Annotated in this window: 12 protein-coding genes; all 12 read right to left on the bottom strand. The window is 67.3% G+C overall.

All coding sequences use genetic code 11. The features are described from left to right. Positions 1-168: 168 nt before the first annotated feature. Complete coding sequence (locus ABSH63_RS05420; protein WP_352888127.1) at positions 169-1,191, bottom strand: AraC family transcriptional regulator ligand-binding domain-containing protein; 1,023 nt, start codon at positions 1,189-1,191, stop codon at positions 169-171. 20 nt (positions 1,192-1,211) lie between these two features. Continuing rightward, complete coding sequence (locus ABSH63_RS05415; protein WP_352888124.1) at positions 1,212-1,379, bottom strand: hypothetical protein; 168 nt, start codon at positions 1,377-1,379, stop codon at positions 1,212-1,214. 88 nt (positions 1,380-1,467) lie between these two features. Continuing rightward, entirely contained in the window at positions 1,468-2,694 is a 1,227-nt protein-coding gene (gene odhB / locus ABSH63_RS05410) for a 2-oxoglutarate dehydrogenase complex dihydrolipoyllysine-residue succinyltransferase (protein ID WP_352888122.1), read from the bottom strand. A 93-nt stretch (positions 2,695-2,787) separates the two neighbouring features. Continuing rightward, entirely contained in the window at positions 2,788-5,640 is a 2,853-nt protein-coding gene (locus ABSH63_RS05405) for a 2-oxoglutarate dehydrogenase E1 component (RefSeq protein ID WP_352888119.1), read from the bottom strand. A 106-nt stretch (positions 5,641-5,746) separates the two neighbouring features. Then, the gene (gene galU, locus ABSH63_RS05400) at positions 5,747-6,649 is read right to left on the bottom strand and encodes a UTP--glucose-1-phosphate uridylyltransferase GalU (RefSeq protein WP_352888117.1); all 903 of its coding nucleotides are present in this window, start codon (positions 6,647-6,649) and stop codon (positions 5,747-5,749) included. 36 nt (positions 6,650-6,685) lie between these two features. Next, positions 6,686-7,534, bottom strand: coding sequence for a MaoC/PaaZ C-terminal domain-containing protein (locus ABSH63_RS05395; protein ID WP_352888114.1), 849 nt, complete (start codon positions 7,532-7,534; stop codon positions 6,686-6,688). A 44-nt stretch (positions 7,535-7,578) separates the two neighbouring features. Beyond that, entirely contained in the window at positions 7,579-8,814 is a 1,236-nt protein-coding gene (ccmI, locus tag ABSH63_RS05390; RefSeq protein ID WP_352888111.1) for a c-type cytochrome biogenesis protein CcmI, read from the bottom strand. Between the two features lie 22 nt (positions 8,815-8,836). After that, complete coding sequence (locus ABSH63_RS05385; protein ID WP_352888108.1) at positions 8,837-9,283, bottom strand: cytochrome c-type biogenesis protein; 447 nt, start codon at positions 9,281-9,283, stop codon at positions 8,837-8,839. 5 nt (positions 9,284-9,288) lie between these two features. Beyond that, entirely contained in the window at positions 9,289-9,813 is a 525-nt protein-coding gene (locus ABSH63_RS05380; RefSeq protein WP_434223251.1) for a DsbE family thiol:disulfide interchange protein, read from the bottom strand. Further along, positions 9,810-11,777, bottom strand: a complete 1,968-nt coding sequence (locus tag ABSH63_RS05375) for a heme lyase CcmF/NrfE family subunit (RefSeq protein WP_352888103.1) — start codon at positions 11,775-11,777, stop codon at positions 9,810-9,812. Before ABSH63_RS05375 ends, ABSH63_RS05380 begins: the two co-directional genes overlap by 4 nt. After that, positions 11,774-12,247, bottom strand: a complete 474-nt coding sequence (gene ccmE, locus ABSH63_RS05370) for a cytochrome c maturation protein CcmE (protein ID WP_352888102.1) — start codon at positions 12,245-12,247, stop codon at positions 11,774-11,776. Before ccmE ends, ABSH63_RS05375 begins: the two co-directional genes overlap by 4 nt. Further along, positions 12,244-12,399, bottom strand: a complete 156-nt coding sequence (ccmD, locus tag ABSH63_RS05365) for a heme exporter protein CcmD (protein WP_352888099.1) — start codon at positions 12,397-12,399, stop codon at positions 12,244-12,246. The genes ccmE and ccmD overlap by 4 nt, the downstream gene beginning before the upstream one ends. Between the last annotated feature and the right edge of the window lie 5 nt (positions 12,400-12,404).

Below are 12,404 nucleotides of genomic sequence, written 5' to 3'. Positions count from 1 at the left end.
GCTTGAAAACACTGTAAGTCCGCCGTCGACGCGAGGCTATGACCGGCGGCGACGCAAGGGAACTTTCGGCGACAGGCGCGGCGGGCGTTTTTCATGGCATGACGCAATGGCATGCCCTGCCGCCGCGCCATGAGGCTCAGGGACGGCAAGGCCACGCGGCGACGGTCGTTACAACTCCCGCCGCTGACGAAAGCTGCTCGGACTCACGCCGGCCCAGCGTTTGAATGCACGTGTGAAGCTGCGCCGGTCGGAAAAACCGATCTGCTCGCTCAAAGTTTCGAGGTCGATGTCGGCCTGCTGCAGGGCGCGCAAGGCGAGCCGGTAACGCACGCGGTCGACCACGCCCGCATAGGTTTCGCCCTCGTCGCGCAGACGCCGCTGCAGCGTACGCGGGTGCAGGCAAAGATGCGCCGCGACGGTCTTGAGGCTCTCACCGAGCAGGCGCGGCCGGTCCTCGAAGCGCGACTCCAACAGCGCGATCAATCCGGTGCGCCGCGGCATCTCGGCGAGGCGCTGTTCGACGCGCACACGCGCCTGCGCGTGCAGCTTGGCAAAGCCGCCCTCGAGCGGTGCGTCGAGTCGCGCCCGCGGAATCTCCAGCGCGTTGCGCGGCTCGCCGAAACGCACCGGAATGCGGAAGTACGCCTCGTAGGCGGCCGCGTACGGCGGCGGCGCGTATCGAAACTGCAGCCGCGCCTCGGCCTCGACCTCGGATGCGAGCATGCGACCGAACTTCACCACGGCAGCGAACAGCGATTCGACGAAATAGCGATCCTGGCCGGTCACTGTGCCCTGCCCGGCCAGCGTCAATGCGGCGCGGTCGCCCGACTCCTCGATGCGGATGTCGATCATCGGATTGATCAGCTCGCGCACCCATTCGAATACGCGCGTCGCATCGCGCAGCGTCGGTGCCGTCGCCAAGAAGGTGCCGATGTCCGGCAGATAGTCGAAGGCGAAGGTCTCGCCGAGCACGAACGGAAAGTGCTGGGTACGCGATGCGGCGACGCAGGCCTCCATCACCTGTCCGAGCACCGGCGCCGAGATGGTCGCATCCTCCAGATGCAACAAGTCGGTCTGGATGCCGAGCCGGGCGAAGATCGGCTCGATGTTGAAGCCGCAGACGGTTGCGGCCTTGACCCAGTTGGGCAAGGTGATGAACGGGATCGGGTCGGAGTGCAGCGGTGCCGGCATGCGCGGCAGTATGCCGCGCGCTATCGCGCCTTGTGCAGCAGCGCGATGTCCATGGCCGGAATCTCGCAGTGCCAGCGGTGCCGCCGCGCGATCCAGAGCAAGGCCGCGGCGCGGTAAAACGCCACGTGCGTCGGATCGCGCCGGTCATGCCAGCCGGCGAAGCGCGCATTGTCGGTCTGCGCGCACACGTCGCACAGCGCCAGCAGCCGCGGCCGTCCACGGTGGCGAACGACTCGGTCCGCCTGCCCGCGCACAGCGGGCAGGCGGACATCGGCTTCATAGCTGCAGCAGGATCTTCGCCGGATCCTCGAGGCATTCCTTGATCGTGCGCAGGCCGAGCACGGCCTCCCGGCCGTCGATGATGCGGTGGTCGTAGGACAGCGCCAGATACATCATCGGCCGGATCACGATCTGGCCATCGACGACCACCGGCCGCTCGGTGATGCCGTGCATGCCCAGGATCGCCGACTGCGGCGGGTTGAGGATCGGCGTCGACAGCATCGAGCCGAACACGCCGCCGTTGGTGATCGAGAAGGTGCCGCCGGTGAGATCTTCCATCGTCAGCTTGTTGGCGCGGGCGCGCTGACCGAAGTCGACGATGGTTTTCTCGATCTCCGCCATCGACATCAGGTCGGCGTCACGCAGGATCGGCACGACCAGCCCACGCTCGCTGGAGACGGCGATGCCGATGTCGTAATAGCCGTGGTAGACGATGTCGTTGCCGTCCACCGAGGCGTTCAGCACCGGATACTTCTTCAGCGCCTCGATCGCCGCGCGCACGAAGAACGACATGAAGCCGAGCTTGACGCCGTGTGTCTTCTCGAAGCTGTCCTTGTACTTGGCACGCAGCTCGGAGACGGCCTTGAGATCGACCTCGTTGAAGGTCGTCAGCATCGCCGTACTGTTCTTGGCCTCGAGCAGGCGTTCGGCGATACGCGCGCGGATGCGGGTCATCGGCACGCGCTGCTCCTCGCGCGTGCCGGGTGCGAGCCGTACCGGCCCCGGCGCGGCGGTCTTGGCCGCAGCCGCTGCACCCGACGCTGCCTTGCGCGCCTCGGCATAGGCTTTGACGTCCTCGACGGTCAGGCGCCCGCCACGGCCCGAGCCGCTGATCTGGCTGGCGGACAGGCCCAGTTCGGACAGCAGCTTGCGCACCGCCGGGCTCTGCGACTCGTTGTCCGCCGCGGCGCTCGGTGCCGTCGCGGCCGTGGCCGGCACTTCGCTCTTGGCCGCCTGCGCGCCATCGGCGACCGGCGCCGCGGTGGCGCCGGTCTCGATCACACCGAGCACGTCGCCGGCCTGCACGGTGGCACCGGCTTGCACGCGGATTTCCTTGAGCACGCCGCTGTCGACGGCCGGGACTTCGAGCATCACCTTGTCGGTTTCGAGATCCAGCAGGTTCTGCTCACGCGCGACCGCATCGCCCTGCTTGACGTGCCAGGTCGCGACCGTGGCCGAGGACACCGACTCCGGCAGGTTGGGAACCTTGATTTCAATCGCCATGGTGAAGCGTCTTCCTTTTTTCTGCGACCGTCATGGGTCGTGTCTGGGGTCGTTATTGGGGTTTGTCGGGACGTCGGCACACGGCACGCCCGCTCACGTGCGCACACCGCCGGTCAGGCCGGCCTGCACGACTTGCTCCTGCTGCACCTGGTGCACCTTGAGGTAGCCGACGGCGGTGGTTGCCGAGCCCTTGCGCGTGGCGTAGAGCATCTGGTGCCGTGGGCGCAGGTAGGCGTGCAGACGGTGCTTGATCTGATACCACGCGCCCTGGTTCTCGGGCTCCTCTTGGCACCAGACGATCTCCGTGGCCTTGGGGAAGGCATCCAGCGCCGCCTCGTAGCCTTGCCGCGGGAAGGGATAGAGCTGCTCGATGCGCACCAGCGCGACGTGGTTCAGCCCCTGCTTTTGCCGCGCCTGATACAAATCGAAATAGACCTTGCCGGCGCAGAACACGACGCGCGTCACTTGCGCCGGATCGATGGGATCGATCTCGCCGATCACCGGTTGGAAACGGCCAGAGGTGAGCTCGCCGACGTCGGAAACCGACAGTGGATGACGCAACAGCGACTTGGGCGTCATCACGATCAGCGGCAGACGTCCGGCGCGCTTCATCTGCCGACGCAGCATGTGGAACATCTGTGCCGGTGTCGACGGCACGCAGACCTGCTGATTGTTCTCGGCGCACAGCTGCAGATAGCGCTCCAAGCGCGCCGAGGAGTGCTCCGGCCCCTGCCCTTCGTAGCCGTGCGGCAGAAACACCGTCAATCCGCAGAGCCGGCCCCACTTGGCCTGGCCGGAGGAGATGAACTGGTCGAACAGAACCTGCGCTCCGTTGGCGAAATCCCCGAACTGCGCCTCCCAGATCACCAGGGTCTCGGGATCCGTCGTCGAATAGCCGTACTCGAAGCCGAGCACACCGGCCTCCGACAGCAGCGTATCGTTGACGGTAAAGCGCGCGCGTCCCCGACCCACCTGCTCCAGGGGGGTGTAGCGCGTACCGGTCTTGACGTCGTGCACGGTGGCGTGACGATGAAAAAACGTGCCGCGCCGCGAATCCTGGCCGGACAGGCGCACGGAGAAGCCCTCGTTGATCAGGGCCGCATAGGCCATCGTCTCGGCAAAACCCCAGTCCATCGGCAGCTCGCCGGTGGCCATCTTCGCGCGGTCTTCGAAAATCTTTTGCACGCGCGGATGCAGGGTAAAGCCTTCGGGGATGGCGAGCAGCTTCGCGCTGAGGTTGCGCACGGCCTCGGCGGTGATCGTGGTGTCGACTGGGCTATCCCACTCGCCGTGCTGGTACTTGCGCCAGTCCACCGTATGCTTGTTGCCGACCAGGCCGAGCGTCGTGCGCGCGATGTTCTCGCCGCGGTCCAGGCCTTCGCGATATTGTTGCGTCAAGCCCTCGACCTCGCCTTTGGGCAGCACCCCTTCTTCCTCGAGCTTGCGCGCGTACAGCGTCAGCGTCGACGGGTGCTGCTTGATCGCCTCGTACATCAGCGGCGAGGTCACCGAAGGCTCGTCGGCCTCGTTGTGGCCCCAACGTCGATAGCAGCAGATATCGACGATGACGTCCTTGTGGAACTCGTTGCGGAAGTCCATCGCCAGACGGGTGACGAAGACCACGGCCTCGGGATCGTCGCCGTTGACGTGGAACACCGGCGCTTCGAGCATCTTCGCCAGATCCGTGCAGTAGCGCGAGGTGCGCGCCTCGCGGCCCGGCTTGGCTTCGATCGGGTTGGGCGTGGTAAAGCCGATCTGGTTGTTAACGATGACGTGCACCGTGCCGCCGGTACTGTAGCCGGCCGCCTCGGAGAGTTGCAGCGTTTCCATGACCACGCCCTGGCCGGCGAAGGCGGCGTCGCCGTGGATCAGCACCGGCACTATGCGCTGACCGACGGCGTCGTCGCGCAGGACCTGGCGTGCCTTGACCGACCCCTCGACCACCGGATTGACGATCTCCAGGTGCGAGGGATTGAACGCCAGCACCAGGTGCAGACGCTTGCCGCCGACCTCGACGTCGGTGGAGAAGCCCATGTGGTACTTCACGTCGCCTGCCTTCTTCAGGTCCTCGGCGCTGTACTTGCCCTCGAACTCGGCGAACAGCTCCTTGGGTGACTTGCCGAGGATGTTGACCAGCACGTTGAGGCGGCCGCGATGGGCCATGCCGATGACGATTTCTTCGACGTCGCGCGCAGCGCAGGCGTGCAGCACCTCGTCGAGCGCCGGGATCAGCGCATCGCCGCCTTCGAGCGAAAAGCGTTTCTGGCCGACGTACTTCTTGTGCAGATAGCGTTCCAGACCTTCGGCGGCGACGAGCTGGCGCAGCACTTCGAGTTTGCGCTCGCTCGTCAGTCTGGGCTGGAAGGCCATGCCTTCGAGTCTGCGCTGGATCCAGCGTTTCTCCTCGGTCTCGGTCAGGTACATGTACTCCGCACCGATGGTGTCGGTGTACACGCTTTTGAGGATGCGGATGATGTCCTTGAGCGGCAGGCGGTCCTGGCCCACCGCCAGCGAACCGGTGTTGAACACCGTGTCCATGTCCTGTGGCCCGAGGCCATGAAAGTCCGGATCGAGATCCGGTACGCGCGTGATCGGCGCCAGCCCCAGCGGATCGAGTTTGGCCGCCTGATGGCCGCGCACACGGTAGTAGTTGATCAGGCGCAGCACGCCGGCCTGCTTCTCCGCGGCGCGCGCATCGAAGCCGGCCTCTGCGGCGACGACCCGGCGCGGCTCACGCGCCAGCCGCTCGAAGCGGGCGACGACCTCGCTATGCGCCGTCTCGCGCGGCGCGTTCTGATCCTGGATCAGCCTGAAGTAAGCCCGCCACGCCGGATCGACCGAGTCCGGGTCCTCCAGAAACCGTTCGTAATACGCTTCGACGTAGGACGCATTGGCGCCCTGGATGGAGGAAGACTCGATGAAGCTACGATACTTGCTCGTCGTCATTTGCCAAGGTCCTGTGCAGGCCTAGGTCCGCTGCGGGTGGCGCCGCTGCGGGGGCAGTCTCCGCGAGGGCTGTTCGGTCTGATCCGTCATGCTCGACACATGCCGGCTAGGCTCGTGCCTTCTTCGCGCCGGGCTTCCAGTCGGCGGTCAGTGCTTCGAGGTAGGCGCGAAACTCGTCGGCCAGTTCGGGGTGCTTGAGTCCATACTCGACGTTCGCGCGCAGGTAGCCGAGCTTGGAGCCGCAGTCGTAGCGCGTGCCCTCGAACTCGTAGGCCAGCACGGTCTGCTCCTGCAGCATCGCGCTGATCGCATCGGTGAGCTGGATCTCGCCGCCGGCGCCGCGCTGGGTGCGTTCGAGCAACTTGAAGATGCGCGGCGTGAGAATATAGCGACCGACCACGGCGAGATTGCTCGGCGCGTCCTCGGGCTTGGGTTTTTCGACCATGCGCCGGATCTCCGAGAGCCCCGGCCCCACCGGCTGGGTGTCGACGATGCCGTAGCTGCTGACCTCGTCCTTGGGCACGCGCTGCACCGCGAGTACGCTGGTGCCGTACTGCTGATACACGCGATGCATCTGTGCCAGCGCCGGTTGCAGGCGGCCGTCGATCAGGTCGTCGGCAAGGATCACGTAGAAGTCCTCGTCGCCGACGGCCGGCCATGCGCACAGCACGGCGTGGCCCAGACCTAAGGCTTCGGCCTGGCGGATGAAGATGCAGGTCACGCCCGGCGGCACGATGTCCTGCACTGCCGCGAGCAGCTTTTCCTTGCCGCGGCCCTGCAGCTCGGCTTCGAGTTCGTAGGCCTTGTCGAAGTGATCCATGATGGAGTTCTTCGAGCGGCCGGTGATGAAGATCAGCTCCTGGGCGCCCGCGCTGATCGCCTCCTGCACGGCATACTGGATCAGCGGCTTGTCGACGACGGGCAGCATTTCCTTGGCGCTGGCCTTGGTCGCGGGCAGAAACCGCGTCCCCAGTCCAGCCACCGGAAAGACCGCTTTGCGGATGCGCATGAGGCGTTCCTTCTCGTTCTTCGGCGGATGCTTAGTCTAACGCAGCACCCCCGTCAGATGGGTCTTGTCCGAGCGTGCCGACAGCAGCGAGAAGTCGATACCGTCTCGTCCGCGGACGAACTTGAGTGCGACCTTGCCCGGCAGGAACAGCGGCTGCTTGAACTGCACGGACAGCTCCTTGGGCGCGCGGCCGAGCTCACGCTCGAGCACGGCCGCGCAGCGCGCCGCCGACCACATGCCGTGGGCGATGTGGCGCTTGAAGCCGAACAGTCTCGCGGTCCACGGCGCCAGATGGATCGGGTTGTAGTCACGGCCGACCTTGGCGTAACGCCGGCCGATGTCGGCGGGCGCACTGAAGCTGCGATATTCGGCCAACGACGCCGGCGGCTGTGGGCGCGGCGCCACTGCCGACTTGGGCGCCGGCCGGCGATGCAGGATGGTGCTGGTTTCGCTCCACAGCGCCTCGCCGTCGCGCAGGGCCTCGGTCAACAGATCGAATTCAATGCCCTGGCGCACCGAACGCGCCTCGCCGATGCGCACCTGCAAGTCGAACACACCGTCCGCCGTCAGCGCCTGGTGCTGGCGAATCTCGTTGCGGATGTGCACGAGACCCAGGAGCGGAAACGGAAACGGCTTCTGCGTCATCAGGTAAAGATGTAAGGCACCGGCCATCACGTGCGGAAAGGTGATCGGCAGATGCGTGGTTTCTTCGAAGCCGCAGATCGCCGCGTACTCGGCCAGGTGCCCGGCGTCGGCGCTGACGCGCTCGACCCGCACCGACGACGTCGGCAGCGTCGGCGTGTCCTTGGGCTTCTTGGTCAGCGTACCGGCGGCCTTGAGATATAGCCGCGAGGCATCTGGAATCTCTCTGAGCACTTCGGTCATGAATCGAACCTCGGGTGACTAAGCAATTTGGGTGCGGCCGCCGCTCACGGTAGCCGGCGGTCGATGCGCAGCGCGACCGGCTTGCCGGCATCGCCGCGGCCGAGACGCAGACGGCCCTCGAAATCGCCGGACTTGGCCTGCGGCGTACCGTCGCGGCTGATGCGGGCGACGACTTCCCATTCGTCGGCGAGCGAAAGCTTCATGCCCGGTGCCATCGCGTGGCTGTCGTCCAGCACGACGCGGGTCGGCAGCATGCCGGCCGACAGCCGACGCACGGCGAGCGGCGGGCCCGGAGCATCCGGGCGGCGCGCAATCACGAACAGTACGTCGCTGGCGCCGACACTGTTGGCAAGCTCGTCGGCGAGCTCGATCTCGAGCACCAGACGCGGCTCGGGCGCCGGATCGGCGCTCGCCGCTGCGGAGGCGACCGGCGCCGGCTTTGCCGCGAGCTGTGCCAGCTCCTGCAGCCGCTCGTCGAGCACCGCCCGGAACTCATCCGGCAGCTCGCCCTCGCGCAGCGCTTGCCAACGCTCGACGGCCAGCGCGAACTCGCCGGCCTGTGCGGCGGCAAGGCCGGCGTACCACAGCGCTTTCGGATGGCCCGGCTCGATCGCCAGCGCGCGCTCGAACAACTGCCGCGGCAGTCCGCGGAAATCGTGGCCCTGCAGCATCACGTGCACCTCGGCTTCGCTGGCCAGCCAGTCGGCGCGCGGCGCGGCGGCGGTCAGGCGGTTGGCGCGATCGAAGGCGACCGCCGCGTCCTCGTGCCGGCCGATGACGAAGTACGAGCGCCCGAGCATGGCCCAGCCCTCGGCGTCCTGCGGCTCGTCCTCGAGGCGCCGTTCCATCCGCGCCACCATGCTCTCGATCGACAGCCGCTGCGCGCCGGCGGGATCGCGGCGCGACTGTTCGATCCATTGCGCCAGTTCGCGGCTGTCACCGAACCAGTAGCCGAGGCCGCTGACCAGCACGATCAGCAGCGCCGCGGCGGCGAACAGCCCCCAGGCGCGGGCGTCGGAACCCGCGTCGTGCCTCGGCTCGGCGGCTTCCTCGGCGTCCGCCAAAAGGCGTGCCGCGGCTTCCTCGCGCAGCGCCTGCGCCGCTTCCGCGGTGATGGTCCCGGCGGCCAGCTCGGCGTCGATTTCGGTGAGCCGACCGCGATAACCGGCGACGTTGAGCGTGCGCCGCCGCGGCCCCAGGCCGGGCCGGCCGGCCCACAGTGGCCACAGCGCGAGCCCCACCGCGATCAGCACGATCGCCGCCATCCATACCCCGATCATGGGGTCACCCGCGTCACGGCCTTCACTTCGATTCCTCGTCGAGCAGACGCTGTAGTCGGTTCGGATCGACCGGCGCGGCAGATGCACGCGGGCTGCGGCGCACGAAGCGCAGCGTGAACGCCAGCGCGGCCGCCAGCAGCAGGAACGGTCCGACCCAGAGCATCCACGTCGACGGCTTGAACGGCGGCCGGTACAGCACGAAATCGCCGTAGCGCGCGGTGACGTAGTCGCGGATCGCCTCGTCGCTGCGGCCGGCGAGGATCTGGCTGCGGACCTGCTCGCGCAGGTCGGCGGCGAGCGGCGCATTCGAGTCGGCGATCGACTGGTTCTGGCACACCAGGCAGCGCAGCTCGCTCACCAGCGCCTGATAGCGCGCGGCCTGCTGCGGCGTGAGCTCGCCGGGCTGCGCCGCTGCACGCAGCGTGATGGCGGTGAGCAGCAGGGCGCACGGCAGCAAGGATATCCGCATCGTCGTCAACCCTGGGTACCCGCCAGCAGTGGTGCGATCGTGCTGCGCCAGGCGTCTTCGTCGAGCGGGCCGATGTGCTTGTGGACGATGATGCCCTTGGCGTCGAGCACGAAGGTCTCGGGCACGCCGTAGACCCCCCAGTCGAGTCCGGCCGTGCCCTGCGTGTCGGCGACGACGTGGCGGTACGGATTGCCGTGGCGCTGTAGCCAGCGCAGGCCTTCGGCATCGGTGTCCTTGTAGTCGATGCCGACGATCTCGACGCCCTGACGCGCCAGCTCCATCAGCAGCGGATGCTCGACGCGGCAGGCCACGCACCAGCTCGCCCAGAAGTTCACCAGCAGCGGGCGACCGAGTAGATCGTCGCGGGTGAATGGTGTGTCCGCGCCGACCACGCGCAGCGAAAAATCCGGCGCCGGCTTGCCGATCAGCGGCGACGGCACCGCGCGTGGATCGTGTTGCAGGCCGAATGCGAACAGCACGATCAGCACCACCAGCACCGCCGCGGGCAGCAGATAGCGCAGACGCATCAGGCGGTCACTCCGCCGGGAATCGGTGCCTTCTCCCGCAGCATCCGCGCCAGGCGGTAGCGGCGATCGCTCGCCGCGAGCGCGCCGCCGAGCGCCATCAGCACGCCGCCGAACCACACCAGCCGCATCATCGGCTTGACGTAGACGCGCATCGCCCATTCGCCGTTATCGAGCGGCTCGGCGAGTGCGACGTACAGATCGCGCAGCGGATTGTGATCGACGCTGGCTTCGGTCATAACGCTGCCCTGTGCGCGGTATAGCCGCCTCTGCGGATACAGCTCGGCGATGGGCTCGTCGTTATGAGTGACCGTGACGATGGCGCGGTCGGCATCGTAGTTCGGGCCGGCAAAGTGCTCGATGCGTTCGAGCTCGAAGCGGTAGCCGGCCAACTCGGTGGCCTGCCCCGGGCCGAGGCGCACGTCCCGCTCGATGCTGTACAGGCTGACGAAGCTCACGCCGAGCACCCAGATGCCGATGCCCAAGTGCGCCAGCGTCATGCCCCAGACGCTGCGCGAGATCTGCGTCAGACCGCCAAGGCCGCGCGTGCGCCAGCGCCGCCACGGTTCTTCAAGGGCCATGATCATGGTCCAGAGCGCCAGCATGCTGCCGCCGACACTGATCAGCAGCAGCTTTTGCTGTATCAGCCACGGCAGCGCGAGGCCACCGACGAAGGCGATCAGCGCCGGCCAGCGCAGGCGGCGCAGCGCGTCCGCCGCGTTCGCGCGCTTCCAGCCGATCACCGACGCCAGGCCGATCAGCACCACCAGCGGCGCCGTCAGCGGCAAGAACACGGCATTGAAGTACGGCGGGCCGACCGAGATCTTGCCGAGGCCGAGGGCGTCGACGATCAGCGGATACAGCGTACCGATCAGCACCGCTGCCGCCGCGATCACCAGAAAGACATTGTTCAGCAGCAACAAGCCCTCACGCGAGAACAGCGCGAGCTCGCCGTCCGCGACGAAACGCTGCGCGCGCCAGGCATACAGCGCAAAAGCGACACCGAGCACGACGCCGAGAAAGGCGAGGATGAACACGCCACGCGCCGGATCGGTGGCGAAAGCGTGCACGGACACGAGGATGCCGGAGCGCACGAGAAAGGTGCCGAGCAGCGACAGCGCGAACGCGAGGATCGCGAGCAGCACCGTCCACGACTTGAGCAGACCGCGCTTCTCGCTGACCGCCAGCGAATGGATCAGTGCGGTGCCGACCAACCACGGCAGGAACGAGGCGTTCTCCACCGGGTCCCAGAACCACCAGCCGCCCCAGCCGAGTTCGTGGTAGGCCCACCAGGACCCGAGGGTGATGCCCAGCGTCAGGAACAGCCAGGCCGAGGTCGTCCACGGCCGCGTCCAGCGCGCCCAGGCCGCGTCGAGCCGCCCGCCGATCAGCGCCGCAATCGCGAACGCAAAAGCCACCGAGAAGCCGACATAGCCCATGTACAGCAGCGGCGGATGCACGATCAGGCCCGGGTCCTGCAGCAGCGGATTGAGATCGCGTCCGTCCTCGGGCACCGGGAAGTGACGCTCGAAGGGGTTCGAGGTCAGCAGCATGAACAGCAGAAAGCCGACGCACAGCGCGCCCATCACCGCGAGCACCTGCGCCTGCACCTCGCGCGGCAGGCTGCGGCTGAACACCGACACCGCCGCGCCCCAGCCGGTGAGCATCAGCATCCACAGCAACATCGAGCCCTCGTGTGCGCCCCAGACGGCGCTGATGCGATACATCAGCGGCAACTGCGAATGCGCGTTGGCGGCCACATAGACCACCGACCAGTCGCGCTCGACGAAGGCCCAGGTCAGGCAGGCGTAGGCGATGAGGATCAGCACAAACTGGGTCTGCGCCGCGGATGCGCCCACCGCCATCCAGCGCGGCTCGCGCTTCCAGGCACCGACGAACGGCACGACGAACTGGATCAGCGCGACCGCCAAGGCCGCGAGCATCGCGAAATGACCGAGCTCGGGGATCATGAGGTCTGCTTTGCGCCGTACACGGGCTTGAACTCGGCGCAGGAATGCTTGCCGCTGTCATCGGTCAGCTTCTCGGCGAGTTCCGGCGGCATGTATTGCTCGTCGTGCTTGGCGAGCACTTCCTGCGCAGTGAACACGCCGTCGCTGCCGACACGCCCGGTGGCGACGATGCCCTGCCCTTCGCGGAACAGGTCGGGCAGGATGCCCTCGTAGCGCACCGGCAGCTCGGACTCGCAGTCGGCGAGGGTGAAGCGGACTTTGAGACCCTCGCCGCGCTCGACGCTGCCGGCGACGACCAGCCCGCCGAGACGGATCAAGGCGTCCGCCGACGGCGGCTCGGCGGCGACATCGCTGGGCGTGTAGAAGTACATCATGTTCTTGCGCATCGCGGTGAAGCCGAGCGCCGCCGCCAGACCCAGGCCGATCACCAGGGCGCCGACCGCCACCATGCGCTGCTGTCGCCGGGTCATGCGTCCTCCGCGGCTTCGCGGATCGCGTCCAGCAGCGCACGCCGCCGCCGCAGCGGTGCGAGCCAGGCCCAGGCGAAGACCAGCGCCGCCACGCCGAAGCTGCCCCAGACGTAGACCGCGTAACCACTCATCTGCCAGAAGTGCGTGTCCATCGAAT

The organism is Sinimarinibacterium thermocellulolyticum (assembly GCF_040327995.1).
Taxonomy (GTDB): domain Bacteria; phylum Pseudomonadota; class Gammaproteobacteria; order Nevskiales; family Nevskiaceae; genus Solimonas; species Solimonas thermocellulolyticum.
This window is presented reverse-complemented; position numbering and strand designations above follow the sequence as displayed.